The sequence below is a fragment of the Mucilaginibacter sp. 320_HR genome (genome assembly GCF_059691875.1).
This window is the reverse complement of record NZ_JCAWAI010000002.1, coordinates 285,142-306,204: the sequence shown is the minus strand read 5'-3', so window position 1 is coordinate 306,204 and position 21,063 is coordinate 285,142. Positions and strand designations below refer to the sequence as shown.

General features: G+C 44.1%; 25 protein-coding genes. 9 read left to right on the top strand and 16 right to left on the bottom strand.

The window, feature by feature from the left end; genetic code table 11:
* Nucleotides 1-34 precede the first annotated feature (34 nt).
* The 3 genes from AC59GT_RS06955 to AC59GT_RS06945 are packed head-to-tail and all read left to right on the top strand — an operon-like array spanning nucleotide 35 to nucleotide 1,157.
* Nucleotides 35-442 carry a pentapeptide repeat-containing protein gene (locus AC59GT_RS06955; RefSeq protein WP_497236951.1) on the top strand — a complete coding sequence of 136 codons (408 nt, stop codon included), beginning with the start codon at nucleotides 35-37 and terminating at the stop codon, nucleotides 440-442.
* A gap of 51 nt (nucleotides 443-493) precedes the next feature.
* On the top strand, nucleotides 494-736 hold the full coding sequence (locus tag AC59GT_RS06950; protein WP_497236950.1) for a MoaD/ThiS family protein: 243 nt from the start codon (nucleotides 494-496) through the stop codon (nucleotides 734-736).
* A 1-nt stretch (nucleotide 737) separates the two neighbouring features.
* Entirely contained in the window at nucleotides 738-1,157 is a 420-nt protein-coding gene (locus AC59GT_RS06945) for a molybdenum cofactor biosynthesis protein MoaE (protein ID WP_497236949.1), read from the top strand.
* Nucleotides 1,158-1,164: 7 nt separating this feature from the next.
* Here AC59GT_RS06945 and AC59GT_RS06940 read toward each other — a convergent pair whose 3' ends face one another.
* The 5 genes from AC59GT_RS06940 to moaA are packed head-to-tail and all read right to left on the bottom strand — an operon-like array spanning nucleotide 1,165 to nucleotide 6,130.
* Nucleotides 1,165-2,223, bottom strand: coding sequence for a ThiF family adenylyltransferase (locus AC59GT_RS06940; RefSeq protein WP_497236948.1), 1,059 nt, complete (start codon nucleotides 2,221-2,223; stop codon nucleotides 1,165-1,167).
* A complete protein-coding gene (locus AC59GT_RS06935) occupies nucleotides 2,216-3,391 on the bottom strand; it encodes an NTP transferase domain-containing protein (RefSeq protein ID WP_497236947.1) in 1,176 nt (391 codons plus the stop codon). Before AC59GT_RS06935 ends, AC59GT_RS06940 begins: the two co-directional genes overlap by 8 nt.
* Complete coding sequence (moaC, locus tag AC59GT_RS06930) at nucleotides 3,372-3,842, bottom strand: cyclic pyranopterin monophosphate synthase MoaC (RefSeq protein ID WP_497236946.1); 471 nt, start codon at nucleotides 3,840-3,842, stop codon at nucleotides 3,372-3,374. The genes AC59GT_RS06935 and moaC overlap by 20 nt, the downstream gene beginning before the upstream one ends.
* Before the next feature lie 28 nt (nucleotides 3,843-3,870).
* A complete protein-coding gene (locus tag AC59GT_RS06925) occupies nucleotides 3,871-5,064 on the bottom strand; it encodes a molybdopterin molybdotransferase MoeA (RefSeq protein WP_497236945.1) in 1,194 nt (397 codons plus the stop codon).
* Between the two features lie 4 nt (nucleotides 5,065-5,068).
* Nucleotides 5,069-6,130, bottom strand: coding sequence for a GTP 3',8-cyclase MoaA (moaA, locus tag AC59GT_RS06920; protein ID WP_497236944.1), 1,062 nt, complete (start codon nucleotides 6,128-6,130; stop codon nucleotides 5,069-5,071).
* A 390-nt stretch (nucleotides 6,131-6,520) separates the two neighbouring features.
* Here moaA and AC59GT_RS06915 point away from each other — a divergent pair, with 390 nt between their 5' ends.
* Genes AC59GT_RS06915 through AC59GT_RS06905 form a run of 3 tightly spaced genes read left to right on the top strand, consistent with a single transcriptional unit; the run spans nucleotide 6,521 to nucleotide 9,455 of the window.
* Nucleotides 6,521-7,012, top strand: coding sequence for a hypothetical protein (locus tag AC59GT_RS06915; RefSeq protein ID WP_497236943.1), 492 nt, complete (start codon nucleotides 6,521-6,523; stop codon nucleotides 7,010-7,012).
* 4 nt (nucleotides 7,013-7,016) lie between these two features.
* Nucleotides 7,017-8,462 (top strand): ankyrin repeat domain-containing protein, encoded by a 1,446-nt coding sequence (locus tag AC59GT_RS06910; RefSeq protein WP_497236942.1) that lies wholly within the window; start codon nucleotides 7,017-7,019, stop codon nucleotides 8,460-8,462.
* Nucleotides 8,463-8,480: 18 nt separating this feature from the next.
* Nucleotides 8,481-9,455 (top strand): ankyrin repeat domain-containing protein, encoded by a 975-nt coding sequence (locus AC59GT_RS06905; RefSeq protein WP_497236941.1) that lies wholly within the window; start codon nucleotides 8,481-8,483, stop codon nucleotides 9,453-9,455.
* 93 nt (nucleotides 9,456-9,548) lie between these two features.
* On the opposite strand, the gene AC59GT_RS06900 is transcribed toward AC59GT_RS06905, so the two are convergent.
* From AC59GT_RS06900 to AC59GT_RS06855, 10 genes are all read right to left on the bottom strand, one after another.
* A complete protein-coding gene (locus AC59GT_RS06900) occupies nucleotides 9,549-10,733 on the bottom strand; it encodes an aldose epimerase family protein (RefSeq protein ID WP_497236940.1) in 1,185 nt (394 codons plus the stop codon).
* A gap of 55 nt (nucleotides 10,734-10,788) precedes the next feature.
* The gene (locus tag AC59GT_RS06895) at nucleotides 10,789-11,640 is read right to left on the bottom strand and encodes an HAD-IIA family hydrolase (protein ID WP_497236939.1); all 852 of its coding nucleotides are present in this window, start codon (nucleotides 11,638-11,640) and stop codon (nucleotides 10,789-10,791) included.
* Between the two features lie 62 nt (nucleotides 11,641-11,702).
* Nucleotides 11,703-12,740: an aminoglycoside phosphotransferase/kinase family protein gene (locus AC59GT_RS06890; protein ID WP_497236938.1), complete on the bottom strand. Its 1,038-nt coding sequence runs from the start codon at nucleotides 12,738-12,740 to the stop codon at nucleotides 11,703-11,705.
* A gap of 140 nt (nucleotides 12,741-12,880) precedes the next feature.
* Nucleotides 12,881-13,264, bottom strand: a complete 384-nt coding sequence (locus AC59GT_RS06885) for a VOC family protein (protein ID WP_497236937.1) — start codon at nucleotides 13,262-13,264, stop codon at nucleotides 12,881-12,883.
* Nucleotides 13,265-13,275: 11 nt separating this feature from the next.
* Nucleotides 13,276-13,815, bottom strand: a complete 540-nt coding sequence (locus tag AC59GT_RS06880; RefSeq protein WP_497236936.1) for a DUF4199 domain-containing protein — start codon at nucleotides 13,813-13,815, stop codon at nucleotides 13,276-13,278.
* 109 nt (nucleotides 13,816-13,924) lie between these two features.
* Nucleotides 13,925-14,398: a helix-turn-helix transcriptional regulator gene (locus tag AC59GT_RS06875; RefSeq protein WP_497236935.1), complete on the bottom strand. Its 474-nt coding sequence runs from the start codon at nucleotides 14,396-14,398 to the stop codon at nucleotides 13,925-13,927.
* Nucleotides 14,399-14,491: 93 nt separating this feature from the next.
* Complete coding sequence (locus AC59GT_RS06870; RefSeq protein WP_497236934.1) at nucleotides 14,492-15,025, bottom strand: ATP-binding protein; 534 nt, start codon at nucleotides 15,023-15,025, stop codon at nucleotides 14,492-14,494.
* An 8-nt stretch (nucleotides 15,026-15,033) separates the two neighbouring features.
* Nucleotides 15,034-15,375 (bottom strand): STAS domain-containing protein, encoded by a 342-nt coding sequence (locus tag AC59GT_RS06865; protein WP_497236933.1) that lies wholly within the window; start codon nucleotides 15,373-15,375, stop codon nucleotides 15,034-15,036.
* A complete protein-coding gene (locus tag AC59GT_RS06860; RefSeq protein WP_497236932.1) occupies nucleotides 15,375-16,508 on the bottom strand; it encodes a SpoIIE family protein phosphatase in 1,134 nt (377 codons plus the stop codon). Before AC59GT_RS06860 ends, AC59GT_RS06865 begins: the two co-directional genes overlap by 1 nt.
* A gap of 10 nt (nucleotides 16,509-16,518) precedes the next feature.
* Nucleotides 16,519-17,019 carry a hypothetical protein gene (locus AC59GT_RS06855; RefSeq protein ID WP_497236931.1) on the bottom strand — a complete coding sequence of 167 codons (501 nt, stop codon included), beginning with the start codon at nucleotides 17,017-17,019 and terminating at the stop codon, nucleotides 16,519-16,521.
* Nucleotides 17,020-17,089: 70 nt separating this feature from the next.
* Between AC59GT_RS06855 and AC59GT_RS06850 the strand changes: the two genes are divergently transcribed.
* The 3 genes from AC59GT_RS06850 to AC59GT_RS06840 all read left to right on the top strand — a co-directional run bounded on the left by AC59GT_RS06850 (nucleotide 17,090) and on the right by AC59GT_RS06840 (nucleotide 19,815).
* Nucleotides 17,090-18,013, top strand: a complete 924-nt coding sequence (locus AC59GT_RS06850; protein WP_497236930.1) for a glycosyltransferase family 2 protein — start codon at nucleotides 17,090-17,092, stop codon at nucleotides 18,011-18,013.
* Nucleotides 18,010-19,185: a glycosyltransferase family 2 protein gene (locus AC59GT_RS06845; protein WP_497236929.1), complete on the top strand. Its 1,176-nt coding sequence runs from the start codon at nucleotides 18,010-18,012 to the stop codon at nucleotides 19,183-19,185. The genes AC59GT_RS06850 and AC59GT_RS06845 overlap by 4 nt, the downstream gene beginning before the upstream one ends.
* Before the next feature lie 96 nt (nucleotides 19,186-19,281).
* Entirely contained in the window at nucleotides 19,282-19,815 is a 534-nt protein-coding gene (locus AC59GT_RS06840; protein WP_497236928.1) for a DUF4142 domain-containing protein, read from the top strand.
* On the opposite strand, the gene AC59GT_RS06835 is transcribed toward AC59GT_RS06840, so the two are convergent.
* Complete coding sequence (locus tag AC59GT_RS06835) at nucleotides 19,807-21,006, bottom strand: DUF763 domain-containing protein (RefSeq protein ID WP_497236927.1); 1,200 nt, start codon at nucleotides 21,004-21,006, stop codon at nucleotides 19,807-19,809. The two genes, AC59GT_RS06840 and AC59GT_RS06835, sit on opposite strands and share 9 nt — an antisense overlap.
* Between the last annotated feature and the right edge of the window lie 57 nt (nucleotides 21,007-21,063).

The window sequence follows — 21,063 nt, the reverse complement described above, 5'->3', positions numbered from 1 at the left end:
AAAATTCTTGTGATCTTTGAGAAATCTAAAACCAATGGAAACCCTGGAAATTACACAAGCTGAAAAAAAGATAACGGCAACTGAAGTAAACCTTGCAGGATCGTCGTTCACAATGGCCTGCCTCAACAATGCCCGCTTTGAGGATGTAGCGCTGGTGGGTGTGAAGATCACCAATGCAAACCTAAGCGACCTGGAGATTGAAGGTGCTCAACTAGGTGGCGCGTTTATCCACAATATAGGTATGCCACCAGAAGGCCATCCTTTTTATGACCCTAATGCCAAACAACGTCCGTTAAAGTTCGAAAACTGCGACTTAAACAACAGTACTTTAACCAACTGTGACCTTAGCGGCGTAAGTATATCCGGCTGCACCATTGCAGGCATGCAAATAAATGGTATACTCGTAGAAGAGCTTCTAAAAGTCTATGAGAACCGCAGGTAGATAGTGCTGATACTGCCAAGTATCGCCGGATTGTTGCATCTTTGCTTATCTATGACGATAACAATATTGGCATTCGGCATTGCAAAGGACATCTTCGGCAGCAATACTATTTCTGTCGACCTTAATGAGAATACAGATGTTGCGGCGCTTAAGAATATACTGGAAGATCGTTACCCACGTTTGAAGCAGCTTTCCAGCTATATGGTTGCTGTTAACAACGAGTATGCTAACAATACGCTCGCTTTAACCATGAGTGATGAGGTAGCAATTATACCACCTGTTAGCGGAGGTTAAAATGGACATCAACGTAGAACTGCATTCAACACCTTTAGACGCCTCTGCCTGTATCGAAAAGGTAATGTCTCCCAAAGCTGGTGGCATAGATGTTTTTATTGGTACCGTGCGCAATGCCACAAAGGGCAAAGCCGTAGTAAGACTCGAGTTTGAAGCTTACGAACAAATGGCTGTTAAGGAGATGATCAAGATAGCTGAGCAAGCTTTTGCAAAATGGCCGTTACTGAAAGTAGTTGTCCATCATCGTACCGGGGTTCTGGAGGTGGGCGAAGTGCCGGTAATAATTGCAGTATCATCTCCTCACCGCGATGCTGCTTTCGAGTCTTGCCGGTACATAATAGACACACTTAAACAAACCGTACCAATCTGGAAAAAAGAAGTGTTTGAAGACGGTGAAACCTGGGTAGCAGCCCACCCCTAGCAGTTAATCAGTGCTCTTCTAATCCCGACCAGCCTGCGAGTCCATCCTGTAGAGAAAACGCATCTACTGCCTGCATTTTATCCTTTACTATTTTTACTGCCTCAGTGCTTCGTTTGCCTGTGGCGCAATAAAACACTACTTTTTTGTCGGTACTTAATTTGTCAAGATTCTGCTCTAACGCATCCAACGGGATGTGCTCTCCACCAATATCCTCCAGATCCCGCTCCTGGTAGGTACGTACGTCTATTAATTGTATTTCTGCAATGCTGCGCTTTAACTCCAAAGGTGAAATCGTTTGTACATCAACAGTTTGTATAAGTTCCTTTATGCTCATTTTGGTAGTCGCCCCTATTTTAATGATCCTGCTTTGCATGCTTTGCGCATCAAATACAAGTACTTTCCCCACAAGGACATCTGGCGACCCTGTGATGTACTTTATTACCTCATTAGCCTGCATACAACCTATTATCCCCGCCAGTGTAGGGATAACCCCGCCCACCGAACAATTCGGTACCTGGCTTGCGTCAACTTTCGGGAAAAGATCACGGTAATTAGGCGAGCGGGTGCCGTCAGGGTTAACTACATTCCATACAGCAACCTGGCCCTCGTACTGGTAAATGGCACCATAGACAACGGGCTTGTCACCTAGCACCCCTGCGTCATTAAGAAGATAACGTGTGTCGAAGTTGTCGGTACAATCTACAATAACATCATAGTTGTCAGTTATTTGCAACACATTTGCTGAGGTGATCTTATCTACATGCGGCACTAGGCGGATCTCGGGATTCTGTCGTAACAAACGCTCACAAGCAATAATAGCTTTGTTTTTACCTGCATCATCCGGATCATACAATATTTGCCGGTGTAGGTTACTAATTGATACTACATCATAATCTGCTATTCCAATTGTTCCTACCCCACAGGCTGCAAGGTATTGAGCTGCCGGGCAGCCTAGTCCGCCAGCACCAACTATAAGTACCCGGGCAGCTTGCAACAGCCGTTGAGCAGATTCGCCGAAGCCCGGCAAAGCCATTTGACAGCTGTACCTTAATAAATCTTTATCCATTTGGCCTTTTTGATATCTGTTCGATAACATGCCTAACCCTGTCCATTTCTTCGGGTGTATTTACATTAGAAAGCGCCTCCTGATCTGGTACATCTAAAACAGCAACGTTGGCATTGATAAGCACCTTGCGCGGACAAGAATAGCCCTGCGCCAGGAACTGCAACAGTACAGGATAAGCCTTCGGCTCCCAAATAGTAATTAGTGGTTCCGGAAAATTGGTCGTTTCGCTTTGATAGGTTGTTGCGACGGCTTTGACCTGGCGGTTTAATGTTAGGTGTTGTAGTATACCTTCATCTATCAACGGCATATCGCAGGCAACAACCAGCCAGGCTGAGTTGGGCTGCTGCCTGAATGCCGATAATATGGCTCCAAATGGACCCAAATCTGTAAACGTATCAGTAATGGTGTTATAAGTTTCATCTATCTCCTGCTGCTGTACAGCATCTCTACAGGATATGTAAACCTCATTACAGAAGCTTTTCAATAGGTCTGCCATATGGTAACGCTGCTCTTTACCATACCAGGTTACAGCTCCTTTATCCTGGCCCATCCGAACGCTTTTCCCGCCGGCTAATACTAGTCCATTAAGGACTGGTTGCCGTTGTTGTAATCTTGATCTGAAAAAATCCGATATTGCTGCAGTGTCGTTAACTTTAAACGTTGGTAGTTGCCTCCATAGAGGCACGGCCTCCTGCACAAAATCAAACACTTCATCAGCATTGTCGGCCAATAATATCAATTCAACATTGGTAAGCTCACCTATTCTTTTTTGGAGAGAAGCGCATTTATTTATATCGATAATCACTACCTGCGCTTTTGCCTGCTGATGGTTGCCATTTACCAGCACTAAGTCCATTTCTGCAAATAAGAACCGCTGTTTAAAAGGGCTAAGTTTCGAGTTGATGTTAATCTGAGAATAATTCAATTGATCTGTATACTCCATTGCAGCACCGTTAGCCAGCCTGCCAGGCGCAACAATAATATCGTCATTATGGGAGGTATCTGCATAAGCACACTTGTAATCAGCAGTCAGGCTGGTGATCACGTTATCAGCAATCAGCTTTATTACCGTGCATGGACCTCCTACAATCGCCCACTCGTTAAGTGCGAAATTGCCTAACGCCGGTCTTGTAATTGCAACGTGTTTGTTATGCCCGGTTGAAGTCACGTTTACCCCCTGTTTTACTTATCAGTTTTGTTTCTTTTATAATGATGTCGTGGCTCATTGCTTTGCACATATCATAAATTGTTAGCGCTGCCAGGGAGGCGCCTACCAGGGCTTCCATCTCCACACCTGTTTTTGCCGTGATGCTTGCAGTGCATTCTATAATTACCTGGTTATCTGTATGTAGTTTTATGCTGATGCTACAGTTTTCCATTCCCAGCGGATGGCATAAGGGGATCAAGTCGCCGGTTTTTTTGGCTGCCATAATGCCGGCTATTATTGCAGTTTGAAACACCGGACCCTTTTTTGATTGCAACTCCTCGCCTTCTATCAATTGCATGACTGCATCAGGCAGCACAACTATGCTTTGCGCAGTGGCTGTACGGTGCGTCATCTGCTTAGCAGAGACATCAACCATAGTAGGGTTATTTTTATCGTCTATATGACTGAGCATTGTAGTTTGATTGATCTAAGAAGATTTGTTAAAACCTCCACAAACGAAACACCTCTCCTGCTTTGAATTCATTTCTTTCAGCAGGCAATTCCATAAAAGCATCCGTATCTGCTAAGTTAGCAAAATCACCTGAGCCGTTGCCTTCAAGGGGTGTTGCAAGTGTTCTTCCATCCTCGGAAAATGATAATTTCACCTGCAGAAAATAAGTCAAAGTTGGCAAAAAGTTGACATCCCGATCCAAAGAGGCATAAACCGGCTTTGCAGCAGGCAGCCCGAGTGTGGCATTTAACCAGTTAAAAAAATAGCGGTACAAGCACATGAAAGTAGCTACCGGGTTACCCGGAAAAGCAAATACAAGGGCGCCATCAGTATGATTACCGAACCAAAAAGGTTTACCCGGCCGCTGCTGCACTTTGTGGAACAACTGGGTTACTTCCAATTCTTCGAGTGCCTTGGGTATATAGTCGAACTTACCCATGCTTACCCCGCCGCTCAACAACAACACATCATAAGACTGCAGGCAGTAAAGTAATTGTTGTTTGATGATAACAGGACTATCCGGAACATGCAGGATATCTACCTGTAAGCCAATCGTGCTTACCGCTGCTTTAACGGTGTAGCTGTTAGATCTGCGGATCTGATAATCAGTTGGCGTATCACTTACATCTACCAACTCATCCCCGGAGGATATAATCAAAACCTTCGGTAACTTTTTTACGAGCAGTTCTACCGCTCCAACAGATGTGGCAAGGCCAACTATTGCGGGAGTTACTTTTTGCCCTGCCGATGCAACTACGTCATCCTTCTTTTTATCTTTCCCTTTTAAATGGATGTTTTGACCTTTGCTGATATTGTTGACAGTAATCACAGCCTTACTTCCAGTAATCTCGAGATCCTCATAGCGTATCACAGTGTCAACAGTAGATGACAGGGCTGCACCAGTCATGATCTCTACACATTCAGTACTATGTTGTATGCCTATAGGTGTATCACCTGCAGCTTGTGTTCCAGCTATTTCGAACGTTCGCAGGCCATTAGAAAAAGCTTCAAAGCTAATGGCGATACCGTCCATAGTTGCGCGGTTAAAAGGTGGCAGGTCACGGTCAGCAACTATATTCTGCGCCAGAACACGCCCGAGCGCCTCCTCAAATGGCACCAGTTCAGTACCATAATTACGAAGCTTACATAATATAATCCTGTCGGCTTGTTCTACCGTTATCATTTTATTACCCTCCTATTGAGGCCATTGACTCTCTCTTGCCCGGCTTCTGCATACTTTTAAGTTCCGCCATCCAGCCGTCCTTTTCCCGGTTGCTCATTGCCTTAAGCAATTCACCTTGTAGGATTGTATCATCGGCGCCGCTGCGCATCAGGTCTTTTAAATTTAGTACGCCGTCATCATATAAACAAGTTTTAAGCGTACCCTGCGGGGTTACACGTATGCGGTTGCATGTACCGCAAAAAGTACGCGAATAAGCAGCAATTATGCCAATTGACCCTTTGTGCCCGGGAATATTGTAGTTGTATGATGTGGAGTAAGCCGGGTCTGGTAGTTTTTGTATATCCGGAAAAACACTTCTGATCTCTTCGAATATTTTAACGTAGTCCCAGGTCATACCGCTGTAGACATGGCCATCACCATTAAAAGGCATTTCTTCAATAAAGCGCACACTTACAGGTAGTTCTTTGGTCAGGTTTACCAGCGAAATGATATCCTGTGTGTTCTTGCCGGCCATCACAACTGTGTTAATCTTAACATCTATGCCGTGCTTTAGCAGCTCTTGCATCGTGTGCATTACGCTGGCAAATTCATCACGAAGCGTAATGGTAAAAAACCTGGCGGCATCCAGCGTATCCAGGCTCAGATTGACGGACCTTACTCCAATCCTTTTCAGGTCCGGTACGTAAGGTGCAGTTAGCACTCCGTTAGTGGTGAGGGTTAACTCGTTCAGGCCTTGGAGGTTGGAGATCGCAGCCATCAACTTCATGATGTCCTTACGGACGAACGGCTCGCCACCCGTTATTCGAATTTTATTTATACCCATACCCACCATTACCCGGCAGGTACGCAGCATCTCCTCGTAGGACATCAGCTCCGCGCGGCTAAGCCAATTCAGGCCATGCTCGGGCATGCAGTAGAAGCAGCGCAGGTTGCACCTGTCTGTTACAGCAAGCCTGAGGTAATTTATCGGTCTTCCGTGATTATCTAAAAGCAAAGTGATGTAAATATAGCAGATAACACCTCGTTTGGCACCAAAGTTTGTCGGGCAGTGGTAAAGATAAGGCACAATACAGGTGCCCGCAATTAGCTCAGGTGTTCAAAAGTGTTCAGCTTTTTTCGTATCCATCACTTTATCTGCGTTTTTGAACACCTGTTTACATTTTCATAAAAACCGCTAAAAAAGCACTGTTAAGCAGGTTTTCGTACCAAAAACCATGCAACTACCTTTAAAAACCGCACGTTTTCAACAGCCTAATTTCACAAAAATTTGGAACTTAATAATTTATTACTTCTTAAAACAACCGCCTTAAAAGTACTGCATCGAAGCAGGAAAAGCAATGTTTGTAATGGCTTGTAAATGTGGCTGCACTAACGGGTTTTAGTAAAATTCAATTTCGGTTGCTCAAACAAATTTCAGGTATTCTGCTTTTAAACGTGGACACCAGGACAACTTTATATGCTGTTAGGATCAACCAAATCACCCGAAATACATGCCCGACAGGGGGCGTTTATAAGCGAGCTTATAGGGCAACAGCGTTATGCTGAAGCTTACCTTCTTTTAAAAAGAGAGCCACAACACGAAACTTCCACACAGTATAATCTGGCGCTTTGTTTTTATCAAATTGGTAATTACAATGATGCGGTTACCTGTCTCGATAAAGCCTTCGCCGGGTTGGCGCCCCAACCGGCTAATCGTAGTGTTCAGGTGGACTATGTTTACGATGCGCTCCGTACTCAGCAAAACCAAACCCATGATCATCTTAAGGCTGTTTCAGATAAATATGTGTCGGAATTCAACCCGCAGGTAAAAGATAACATTGTAAGGCTTAAAACGGATTGCTGGGTACAGCTTGGCAATTGGGCGAAAGTTATTGAAGTTGCTACCCCCATCGCTAATAAAAATTACAGGAACATAGCCGAAGCTTTAGCAACGGCCCGATCAAAATAACTTTATGAACGCCGATTACAACAAGATACGGGATGCTTACTACCGCAACATGTTTGCCACCGGTGCCGATAGGATTGATCTGCAGGAGCTTTATAAAGCCTTGCCTGACATCAACATCATCAACGAGAGCGAGGAAAACCTTTACCACCTTGCAGCAAGATTTACTGATGTAGAAGGAATTGCTTTTTTGAATAATGCGGGACTGAAACCAGCGAGCGACAAGTACGGCAACACCGCTTTACATGCGCTTGCAACTACAAAATTCGACCTCGGCAGCCCGGACCTGGAAGTCAAGTCAGAAAAAATTTACAACACAGCGCAGGAGTTGCTAAAGTTAGGTGTTAGTCCAAAAAAGAAGAACGACTCGGGTAAGCTGGCCTACTTTGAGGCCGGCTTGTTTTATATGTATCCGTTTATTAAAGCCATGGCTGATGCTAACGTAAAGATGGATGCGACGATGGAAGAAGGTAAGAACCTCTTGCATACCATATGCGATAAGCTGGTTCACCGTAAAACAATATCCGGCGCTATAGAAGCAGCTACACAAACCGTCCGCATCCTGATAGAAAAAGGCGGTATTGACATTGAAGATAAAGACATTTTTAATACCACACCTTTAACCTACGCGCAGCGAAGCGGGGCAAAAGAGATTGCGGCACTGCTCTCCGGCGACGAAAGCGATGTGGCAACGGGCGGCATGACCATACATGAAGCCGTACTTAACAGAGATGTTGAGGCAGTAGAAGCAATTATAAAAGCAGGGGCCGACCTCAACGAGGTTTCTGACCAATATCGCCGTACACCACTAATGCTGGCATGCGAATATCCATCATTACCAATGGTGGAGTTACTGGCCAAAGGGGGAGCAGATATAAATTTCCGGTCCGGCAATGGCGAGACTGCTGTACACTACTTACTTACAAAAGCGGTAAGCAACTTCGGCCGGGGAATGAGTAAAGATCTAAAGGACATCATTTCTATGTTGCGTGTAATGACCCGGCAAGGTTTGGATGTAGATGCAGTTGTAGACAACGACAACAATACAGCGCTGACTACGGTATGCATGGCTGGTTACCTTGCCGATTTAAACACTAAACTTGCAGAAGAGCTGATTGAAGCGGGTTGCAACATTAACAAGCCGAATGCCTTTGGAAAAACACCGCTTATAAATTTTGCAGAGCGCGGGATTGAACCTAAATACAACATTGCAGAGTTGTTGCTGGATAATAATGCTGATGCGAATTACATTGACAGCAGCGGCAATACGGCTTTAATGTACGCGGCAGGCAACACGGATAAAATGTCTGCGAGTAAAATAGTATCATTGATTTTGGATAAGGACCCATCATCGGTTGACCGGATTAACAATGCCGGACAAACTGCGCTGGATATTGCTGTGCTAAAAGATAACGAAGCAGTAGTAAAGAAATTAATTGAAGCTGCGGCTTAACATACAACCGGATGCGCTATGGATAATATGTTTTTAAATGCTTGTAAAGGTGCCCAAAAAGGTGTTGTACAGGCTTTCTTAAAAAAAGGAGGCATTAATGTAGACAAACGCGACAGTATGGGGAATACTCCTTTGTACTACGTTTGCACTAAAGGTGCCAAGGATATTGTAAAGATGCTGATTGACGCCGGGGCGGATGTGAACCTGGCCAATAACATGAGCGAAACGCCACTCCATTGCGCTGCACGCAACGGCAACAAAGAAATAATAAAGATGCTTACCGATGCCGGGGCAGATATAAACACCAGCAACAACATTGGCCAAACACCAATATTTTACGCGGTGCTGGCTTATAAGACCGAGACGGCGATTTACCTTATTTCGCTGGGTGCAGATACAACTGTTAAAGACAATAACGGCTATAACATACTGGACCATGCAACAGCAAACGGCCTCCGTGATTTAGTTACGGTACTGCCAGGCAGCGATACTCCCCAAAAAGATGATCATGGGAATACGCCCCTACATCAGGCAGTTTACAACAATCGTAGTGAAACTGTTATAGCGTTGCTGAAGCAGGGCAATACAGATGTAAACGAACTGAATAATGATGGTGTAACGCCGCTTATATTGGCGGTAAACAACTCTAATATACACCTGGCAGAGCTTCTGCTTAAAAACGGTGCCGACGTAAACCTTCATCTGATCAATGGCAATTCCGCACTGCATTTTGCTGCCGGGATAGGCAAGCATCATTTGGGTAAGTTATTAATTAATAGCGGAGCTGAAATAAACTCCCGTAACAGCTACAGTGAAACACCGCTCATAGTTGCCGCACAATGTGGATTTAACGACTTTACAGCGCTGCTAATAGAACACCAAGCAGATGTTAATGCAGTGGATAATGACAGCCACAGCGCGCTGCATTTTGCCAGCGAGCGAGGTTATACCGAAATAGTGGAACAACTGTTAACTGCCGGTGCAGATAGTTAATTGCTGTTTGGAGTTAAGCTGAACACAATAGGTTGAAAGTAACCTGTCTTTAAACAAGAAGGGCTGTTCTTTTCGGAACAGCCCTTCTTGTTATTATTTAACTGAGAATTTGTAAATGGTTTGCGTTTTGTAAACTGCACCCGGCTTTAACACCGTGGTTGGAAAGTTTGGCTGATTTGGAGAATCAGGGAAGTGCTGCGTTTCCATAGCAAATGCCGTACGATGCTCGTCTTTTTTGCCGCCGAACAAAGTGTTGCTGCCATCCATAAAGTTACCAGTGTAAAACTGCAGCCCGGGCTCTTCGGTGAATACCTGCATCTGGATACCGCTTTTGTCACCAATAACAGTTGCAATAGGTGTATTCATGTCGTGTTTGTTCAGCACGTAGTTATGATCATATCCCTTGCCAAATTTCAGCTGCTGGTCATCATTTCCTATCCGGCTACCTATGGATGTCGCGTTTGTAAAGTCAAACGGTGTACCTTTTACCGGCTCTATTTTACCGGTCGGTATTAACGTGCTGTCTACAGGAGTGTAGCCGTCTGCAGCAATCTGTACAATGTGATCCTGGTTTGTACCACTACCGGCACCGTTAAGATTAAAGTACGTGTGGTTGGTTAAATTAACAACCGTGTTCTTATCAGTAGTAGCTTCATATGTGATTTTAATACCATTGTCGTCAGTAAGTGTGTACACCACTTTTACTTTAAGGTTGCCCGGAAAACCTTCTTCCATATCCTTTGAGGTATAGGTAAGCTCCACGCTGCTGCTGTCGATCTGCTTGGCATCCCAAATTTTGCTGTCGAAACCATCCTTACCGCCGTGCAATGTATTCGGACCGTTATTTTTAAATAAGGTATACTCCTTGCCATCCAGCTTAAATTTACCATTGGCAATACGGTTGCCATAACGGCCTATTGTTGCACCGTAGTAAGCGCTTTTAGCTTTCTGGAAGCCGGATATATCATCAAAACCAAGCACAACGTCGGTTAGTTTACCCACTTTATCCGGAACAAGTAAACCCACCAGGTGAGCACCGTAATCTGTAACCGCTGCCTTCAAGCCGTTTTTGTTGCTTAGCAAAAAGTAATGAGTTTGCTTGCCATCTATAGTTTTTTCAAAACCGGAAGCTGCTGGCAACGTGGCGGCCGCCGTTGTAGAAGAAGTACTGTCTGTCATGGTAGCTGTGCTTTTGGAGGCATTTTGATTACAAGCCGCAGTTAAAAGGCTGCCCGCAAGTGCCAACGACAAAGTTGAGTTTTTTAGAATGTTTTGCATAATATAAATGATAATTGATTAGTCCGGGTGGATTGATGTCTAAGGTACAATTATTCTATTTAATAACTGCCGTATCGCATACATAAGTGGGTACAATGCCGGTGCTGGTCATCCTTGTGTGGGCATCGGCAGGCAGCGTGTTTCCGCTTAAAACCAGTACTGTATCCAGGCCAAATTTATTACCTCCCAGTATGTCGGTTTGCAGTGTATCTCCTACCATCACAATTTCAGTTTTATTGATGGGCCGGTAATCGCGTATAAGGTCATAAGCAAACATAAACATCTGCGAGTCAGGCTTACCAAAGCGAATGAATTTTTTGCCAACGATGTTCTCTACCATTCCGGCAAGCCCACCTATCGCTATAGAAACGTCTTTTACTGATAATGGATATGCCTTATCAGTATTTGCGACGATAGCAGGTATGTTTCGCCTGCGTAAAATGTTCACTGCTCTATTCAGGTCTGAAAACCAGTCAAAGCCTTCGTCATCCAAAAACACCAGCGCGTTAACACTGTCTATATTATCGTCGTTAATGGCGCTTACCGGTAAGGTATGCAGGCCGGAGCTGTCAATGTAATGCGCAGAATCTTCGGTACCCAGGTAAGCTACTATACCTTCATCAACCTTAAGGTCCAGGTACTCCTTGGTGAGCATACCCGAGGATATTACCCTGTCGGCAGCTATTGCAGTTAGCCCTTTTTTATGGTAAGATTCGGCCAGTTGCGCAGGGCTCCTGGATGCATCGTTGGTAACAATGTAATACTCCTTGCCCACCTCTTCCAGGTAATCAAATGTTTTTTCTATACCGGGTACAAGGCCGCCGTAATTTTTTATAACGCCAAAGGCGTCAAAGAACACCACCTCATAATTATCAATTATTTCCCTAAAATCTTCTATGCGCCTCATATGTAACTATGGTAGAGATGATTTAAATGATATGAACAGCAATATACTTTTCCTTTCGCAGACTATTTCAAACCAAGCGCAGCCACTATTTTTTCAACGTCAAAGTCGCGGTCTACTGATGGCAGATAAACGTTAAAGGCCTCCGCCTGCAGCTTCTTAGCGTACTGCTCGCTAAAGAAGTGCTTACCGTCCTTGATAACATAATTGAGGATAAAAAACCGGTAAGCCTCTTTCATAAAACGGATCTCATCGGCTGTAAGCGGGTACACTTTATGGTACTCTTGCAAAAAGAGGATAAAGCGGTCTTCCATCATTGTAGTGATCACATAGCTAAATACTGTGCGGTCGCCCACGTCTGACACTACCCTGCTCAGGAAATAAAAATCAAGCACACGGTAGCTCATCCTGAACCAGTCGTAATCCCAGCGTGAATATAGCTCATAACTTGGCGTTACCGAAAAATTGCCGATGTTCCAATCGATAAAAACCGGAATAATGTCAAACGAGCTCATGTTGTACTTAGAGCGGTTGCGCAGGAACAGGTCGCAATGGTATTTTAAAAAGTCCACCTGCATGGCAGAACCAAAATCCTTCTCGTTCTTCTCCAGCTGCTGCTGTAACGCGTAGATGTCTGTACGCAGCGTTTTAGATGACTTTGGCAGCACATTACGAATTTTGGAACATGCCTTATGGAACTTGCCCATCTGCTGGCCCAGGCGCTTAATCAGTTCATCGTCCAACCGGCGCGGGAGGCGGTCGAGTATACGGGTCGGATTATAAAAAACAACCCAGGCATCGCTTCTGCCCTGCTTATAATGATAGATGTATACCCGGTTGTTCTTCAGCAACGACTTGGCTAATACGTTCTCGAAAGGGTAAAGCAGGTTATTGCTTAGCGAGTGTATTATCCGGTGATCTTCTTTAAAATGCTCAAAAGTGCCAAAGTTGGACAGCTTGGCAATGATAATATCGTCATCATCAAAGGTAATGCGGAATACATGATTGGTAGATACCATTGCGCTGATCTCCTCAATCTTGCTGATGGTTTTTGAAGCATCGTAGCCTTCCCAGGCTTTTCTTATAACGGTAGTAAAATCCATAACAGGATGTAAATTGGCGGTGCAAGATTACAAATAATTAGCTTGCTTTAGGTTGCCTGAGTGCCACAAATCAATAAAAAAGGCGTGTACTTCCCCGCTTGTATAAGTTGGGTGTACACGCCTTTTACTAAGTATTATTACTACTGCTGATAAATTTGTATCCAGTTACCGCAGGTATCATTCAGTATCGCAATCTTAACCGGGCCTGCCTGGGTTGGCGGCATCTTAAATTCTACACCGAGCAATCTAAGCCGCTCATATTCGGCATTAGTGTCTTCAACGTTAAACATAGTAGCCGGGATACCTTGCTGAAACAGCGCTGCCTGAAAGTCTTTTGATGCAGGGTTGGCATTTGGTTCAAGCAGGAGTTCTACATCGTCGTGCCCTTCAGGAGATATTACCGTAAGCCACTTAAACTCGCCCATATCAACATTATGTTTTATGGCAAAACCAAGTTTTTCAGTATAAAACTTAAGTGCTTTGTCCTGGTTGTCAACCAACACGCTTGTTATGGTTATTTTCATAGATGTTTAAGTTATGCGGTTGCAAAGTGTGCCGGCCTTTGTCTTCTCTTTAATATTAATGCAGCTATTAAGGACACAATAACGCCTACAGGGAAAATCTCTAAGTAGGTATAAGCTGCAAATATCAAGGGGTTTTGATAAGCTACTTTCATTTCATTGAGCTCGCGGGTTTTGGCTGCTATTTCGGTTGCGCCCTTGCCGCTGTTACGAAGGTCACGTAACGCATGGGCAGTGTATTTATCAAACCAATCTGGTATAAATACGTGGTATTCTATGGCCCATGACAGGGTGTACATAGTAGACGCTATAAGCGAGATCAATAATCCAATCTGGAAAGCCTTGCCAAAAGTCACTACGCCACCGTTATACTTATCGCGGTAGTTTTTTACAGCCACAAATATCAACGATAACGCCAATATCATGGCCGAGAAGCCAATGACCATGCTGCTTTCCAACGTGCCAGAATTATAGCACATTGCCATAGTACAAACCGTAAAAGCGGAAATCAGCAAGCCGCTTATCAGCCCAAACACAATTACATTTCTTTTCATACCTTTTTGTTAATGTTTATGGCTCAAAGTTGCTGACGACATAAGTTTCCAAGCTCATACTTTAGGGTGATTTTTAATAAACAGCCTTTATTCCCCGAAAGTACCATGTTTACCGAGGTATAAGGCCTATCTGCTTTGCCTTTTCGACAGCTTGCGTACGCCTTTGCACTTCCAGCTTTTCAAAAACTTTTGACGAATGTGTTTTAACGGTATTGAGCGATACAAATAGTTTGTCAGCAATTTGGGCATTGCTCAAGCCATCGGCCATTAATTGCAGCACCTCCAGTTCGCGCTGGCTTATACCAACCCGTTCAAGTTCCTGCCTGTTGAACACAAATTCGGGGCTGTTTACTATTACTTCCTTTTCAACAACAATAGTGGTCACCTTTGGCGTAGTAAGTTTTAATGCCAGCCAAATGCCCAGGCCTGTAAACATCAGGGCAATCAATCCGGCGTATATTTCAAAAGCATGGTCAAGTATCAGGAAGCGCCATTCGAGCCACTTCATCACAAAGAGCAGCAAAGCCAACGCTGCGCCATATACAATAACCTGACGATGTTTGTTAAAAAAAGTAATGACCACGTGTTTTATAAGGAAGCTAAAAATAAAGAATTTGCCCCTGATAAAGCAAGTACAGATTAGAATTAGCTGGGGCCTATATGCTGTTACTTCAATCTATTCCGTAGGTATGCTTACCATGAAGATATTAGTACAGGTGTCGATGTCAAACTGATAATTAAAGTGCAGGCATGCCCTGGCAATTATCATCAATCCGAAGTGTTCCGGCAGGTGGCCGGCGTCGGGGTGTAAGTTTAGCAACTCTTCAGTATAAAAAGTTATTTCAGTGTTATTGATGAACCGTGCCTTAAGCACCAACTCGTCATCGCCGTATATAGTAATGGTTTTTCCCTGATGCACACCGGGTAAGGGCCATACGTATTTTAACCCATCACTAGTTAATACCAGGGGTTCTCCCCTGTCCAGCTTTTTGATGAGGATAGCCTGATCATCAACTATAACTTCGATGGTGGTCTCTGCATCTCCGGCGTGCTTAATAGCATTGGTGAGCAGTTCGGTAAGTGCTGCTTTCGCACGGAAAACCGCCACGCTGCTTGCATGAGCCACCGACTGCAAAAGTTGCTCCACTTCGGTTACCAGCGGGTACAGTTCTTCTGCCTTGTTATTAAAGGTATAATGATGTAAAGCCAAGTTGATGATTATTTAACTTGTGCTGCCAGTGCGTCGTCAACCGATGGGTAAATCTTGAAAGCTTTATCAAGCCTTATCAGCTGAAATAATCCCAGGACATCTTTGTTAAGATTGGCCAGAACCACATCTGCCTTGTGGGCTATGGCGTGCTTTAAAGCAGCAACCAACGCACCCAAAAAGGAGCTGTCTACGTATATCACATTTTCAAAACTAACTACCAGATACTTTTGACCGCCATCAAGCAATAGCGTTACCTCCTGTTTAAACTGATCACAAACCATCAGGTTGGCTTCTTTCACTAAAATGGTTGCAACTGTGGCGGATTCTCGAACTTCTGTTTGTACTATCATCAGCTAATTTTTTTTAAGTATATGAGGCTGCAATCATCAACCTGATTGTTTGCCTTGTCTTTCAGGAATGTGCTATTTTTAAATTCTGCAAACGTACTGCTCCAAAAGGGTTGCACAGCTTTTTCAAACGACTTGTAGTCTGTCTTTTTTCCTTCCACCGTCTCACTGTCTATCAACCCGTCTGTTAGTACAAACAACTGATCGCCGGTGTTTAACTTTATTTCAATTTCATCGTAATCACCATCAGGCATCAAACCCAGCAACAACCCGGCCGACTGCACGCGGGTAACCGTATCGCTCTGCTTATTGTACCAAAGCATAGGCAGGTCTCCTGCTCCTGAATATCTTACTAAGCCATTCACAGCATCTATCAATAGCATTGATAAGCTCGAAAGCACATCATTTACAACAGGATCATGATAAACAACGGAGTTGATCTTTTGCATTATGCTCCTGGTAGAAAAGTTTCCTTCGGCGATGCAGATACGTACAGCAGCACGTATGTAGCTTAAGAATCCGAATGAAAAGTACCACGCACCCCACTTCTTTCCCATCACATCCCCCAAAACCGCAAACGTGTATTGTTCATCAACGGTAATGAAATCAATAAAATCTCCACCAGGATAATTCTGAAAAGATTTATGCCAGATATCAACTTCTATACTGGTGATATTTGGCGCTTGCCGTGGCACCGAACGCAAACCAAGGGCAATTGCCTGCCTGCTAAGTTCCTGAAGTGTACGCTCGTGTTCTTCACGAACGGAGGCCAGAAAGTTATCTATTTTGGTGACAATCACCTTTACAGGCGTATCTTTTAAAATATAATCTACTGCATCCAGGTTTATGCCTTCCAGCATTACCTCATTATCTACCTCACTGGTTAAGAACATAAATGGAATGTCGCTAAGATCCGGAGAGGATAAAAGCGTTTGCCGAAACTCGAATCCATTTATTTCCGGCATGTGATAGTCGGACAAAATAATGTCGGGCCTGTCATTCTTCAGCAATTTCAGCGCGTCGCTTGCGGAGTTGGCCTTCATACACTCAAAACCTTCCTTAAACAAAGCCCTGCCCATCATTTCCAGCACAAGCGGGTTATCGTCAACCAATAAAATTTTTTTGGATTGCGCCATTAAGGTTCAGTTAAGCCGTCTGCTTTTTTAACACAGCGCTTAAGAACAAATATACGCCCGTAAATACGATAAGCAACGATATAATATCCATTATTGTAACGCCGTCATTATCGTTGAAGTAGAATATGGTAAACATTTCAAAGTATGGCGGAGCCGGCATAATTATCATGGCCATGCCAAGCGTTATCATGATAATACCTATAACCACAATCAGGGCTTTTTTTACCCGTTCGCGGGTGATATATTTTTTTGACACAGCGGTATCCAACTGGTGCTGAGAAAGTAGTTGCTCAAAACTATTCAGCATATCCAACCGGTCAGCGTTGGTGTCTATTTCTTTAAAAGCTTCAATTTTTTTCGGTAACGATGCCTCGTCCAGCGCAATAATAACTCTTTGTTGTATGGCTTTCACACGCGCTACATCTACCACGCCTTTCTGCAGTAAACTAACCAATTCATCTGCCTTAAGTTCAAGTAAGGCTGCCTCGTCATTAACCTGTTTACTCTTCAATGTTGTATTTGCTGATAAAATCCCCAACTTTTGTTATATTTTAGCGTAGAACAGTAATCAATATTATTACATGAAAAAAGTTTCCGTAGTCACCATCAATTTTAACCAGGATACAATAACCGAGGAGCTTTTAGACTCCATTGCCGCAACAAACACCTATGAAAACATAGAGATTATTGTTGTTGATAATGGAAGCACCGTAAATCCACTCCCTAAATGGCTGCCAAAGTACCCTGATGTGACCTTTATACGTTCAGAACTTAACTTAGGTTTCTCCGGAGGGAATAATATTGGTATTGCAAAAGCCACCGGCGATTACTATTTCCTGGTGAACAACGATACCGAGTTTACACCAGGGCTGGTGCAAAAACTTGTTGAGGTACTAGACGCAAACCCACAGGTGGGTATCATATCGCCAAAACTGGTGTATGACTTCGACCGAAGCATAATTCAATATATGGGTTTTACCTTAATTGATTATTACACCTGCCGTAATCAGGCTATCGGAAAAAATCAGAAAGATGTTGGCCAGTACGATAGCTTTTTAGGCCAAACCGGCTACTGCCATGGCGGTGCTATGATGGTTAAACGGGAAACATGCGATAAGGCTGGCTTAATGGCCGACAATTTCTTTATCTACTATGAAGAGGTGGATTGGGGCGAACGTATCAACAGGGCGGGCTACCAGGCCTGGGTGCGCGGGGACGCCGTGGTGTATCATAAAGAATCGATGACGGTGGGTAAGAAAAGTCCTTTTAAGGAGTACTTTATGAATCGTAACCGTATTCTTTTTATTCGCCATAATGCCCCGCCGTTGAAGGCCTTTGTATTTTACATCTATTTCATGCTTACGGTAGTACCCCGTAACATTATCAGCTACGTAAAAGAGAAAAAATATAATTTTATCAGCATACTGTTTCGTGCAATTTGGTGGAACGTTACCCATAACAAGCATAGCGAAGAACTAGGCTTTACCGTAAATAAAGTTTCATGAAGTTCGCATTCTGGTTCAGCCTTTTTATTGCCTTCTACACATTTGTTGGCTACGGCATCTTCTTATATATAATTATTAAAATAAAGCGCGCCGTTAAAGGCCGAAAAGTTGTACTTGATGTAGCAGACGAGCTTCTTCCCCGCTGTACACTGGTAGTTGCGGCATATAACGAAGAACATTTCATAGCAGAGAAAATAGCAAACAGCCTGCTGCTTCGTTATCCTGCTGGTAAGCTAAAGTTTATTTTTGTGACCGACGGCTCTACTGACCGTACCGCCGATATTATTGCTACTTACCCGCAGATTCAATTGCTGCATAAACCTGAACGGTCCGGCAAGATCGCAGCAGTGCACCGCGCAATGGAGTTTGTAGACACTGAAGCAGTTGTATTTACTGATGCTAATACATTTTTAAACCCAGAGGCAATCATTCGCATTTGCAGGCACTATTCTGATGCCACTGTGGGAGCTGTTGCCGGGGAAAAGCGTGTACATATTGATGCCAGTGCAGATGCAAGCGCTGCCGGTGAAGGTTTTTACTGGAAGTATGAATCGGCGTTGAAAAAGTGGGACTCAGAATTATACTCGGTAGTGGGCGCAGCCGGAGAACTGTTCAGCGTACGGAGGGATTTATATGAAGACGTGCCGGCCGACACTGTACTGGACGACTTCATGATTTCGATGCTGATAGCCGCAAAAGGTTACCGGATAGTTTATGAACCCGACGCATACGCTCTGGAAACTTCTTCTGAAAACGTTTCGGAAGAACTTAAGCGCAAAATAAGGATTGCGGCAGGTGGCGTGCAGTCTATATTGCGTTTAAAGCCTCTGCTATTCTCTTTTAAATATCCGTTGCTTTCTTTTCAATATGTTAGCCATCGTGTTTTAAGGTGGACAGTTACTCCTTTTTTCATAATCCTTGCATTCATAACTAATTTGGCGCTTGCGTTTGCAGAAAAAGGCTGGATCTACGAGCTATTGTTTGCCGGACAGGTTTTTTTCTATTTGCTGGCGCTTCTTGGCTATATAATGGAAAAAAGACAAACACGCATTAAGGCTTTGTTTGTACCCTATTATTTCTGCGTGATGAACTATGCTGTTATGGCAGGCATCATTCGTTATTTTACAAAAAAGCAAAGCTCTGTTTGGGAGAAGGCACAACGTAGAACGTAAGCCTGGTATAAGTTCCAAGTAAAATAAGTGAAGGCGATGTAAACATGATGCCCCATTTATTGTTAAGAAATTAACCACACGCTTAACAATTTTACAATGAAACTACTAACCCGCATAGCACTTCTGTCTTGCTTAATATTCAGCGTTTACGCATGTAACGACCAGCGCAAAGCCAAGAACTACAACGAGAAAACACAAGTTGACGACGAAGCACTGCCATTTTTACAGAAGGGTATACAAAGCGGTAACGCCGAAGTTAAACTTTCAGAACTAGCATTAAAGAACTCTCAAAATGCCGAAATAAAGCAATTTGCCCAGATGATGATCAACGATCATACGCAAAATGGCAAAGAGCTTACAGATTTGGCCAGCAAAAGAAAAGTTAACATCCCCGATGGGATTGATACTGAACACAACCGTATCATGACCAGCCTTACTACCAAAACAGGTGCAGACTTTGATAGAGAATACATGCAGGTAATGGTTCATGATCATGAAAAAGCCATTGGCCTGTTTGAGACCGTTACCGATAACACCGACAAAAAAATAAATGACCTTGCCGATAAAACGTTGCCAAAATTGCGCGAGCATTTAAAAGAAGCAAACGCTATTTGTGCCAAATTAAAATAATTTAAGCTGCCGCTCTGCCGGTGGCTTTGCTTTCCCGAACACAGTTTGACCGCCGTACTTCCAGGAGTCACGGCGTTCTTGTTCTATAACCTTGTCGAAATTGGTATTAGGCGTAAAGTCTTTTTCAGCTGCCTGGGCAATGTTGGTAAGGCGGCGTATAGCGTCGTTCTTGTCGCTGTTGCCAAGCTTCGCTTTCTCAATCGCGGTTTGAAGTGTGCTGATCGTCTCATCGTAAACCTTGGTAGGTACAGGGAACGGATGCCCGTCTTTACCACCATGAGCGAACGAAAACCTCGCCGGGTCTTTAAAGCGTGAAGGTGTGCCATGTATAACTTCGCTAACTAAAGCTAGCGACTGCAGCGTACGCGGGCCAAGTCCTTCTAACTGCAATAGCTCTTCAAAATCTTTTGGTTGTTTTTCATGTGCCAGCCAAAGCACAGCGCCTAGGCGCTTAAGGTCTACATCTTTCTCCCTAACGTCATGATGATTAGGCATTATCAGCTTTATTTCCCTCAGCATTTTCTCGGGATGTTCATGTGCTATTTGCATAACGCCGCTCCTGCTGGTGTTGGCTTCTTTAGCTACCATGTTTAGTATAAAGCCATTGTTCTTGCCGTATATACCAGTTTGCGGCTCCTCTACAAAGGATGTCAGTTGTTCGGAATGCCAATGGTAGCGCCTTGCGGTGCTGCTGGTATCGCTCATGCCTTGCTGTACCACGGCCCACTTGCCGGTGTCGCTCAGGATAAAATTGTGCATATACAGCTGAAAACCGTCCTGGATTGCGGTATTGTCTACCTTGGCACTTAGCTTACTGCACTTTACAAGGTAGTCACCATTTAGCCCTGTACGCTGGCTTATCGCTATAAGTTCCTGCGGCGTGGCGCGGCTGTGCTTGCCCTTACCGCCGCATATATAAATACCTAGTTGTTTACTGTACGGGTTTACAGCCTTCTTGAGAGCGCCCATAACAGATGTGGTGATGCCCGATGAATGCCAGTCCATGCCCATAACTGCACCGAGGCTCTGGAACCAGAACGGATCGCTCAGGCGGCAAAGCACTTCATCTTTACCGTAATCAAGTATGATGTTCTCAACAACAGCAAGACCAAGCTTAGCCATACGCTCGGCAAGCCAAAGTGGTACATGCCCGTGGTGTAAAGGAAGATCGGCGCTACCGGATCGCTTCATACTAACAAAGTTAGCAAATCTCTATACAGTTACAAGTGTCCCGCTTTGTAAGCGGGA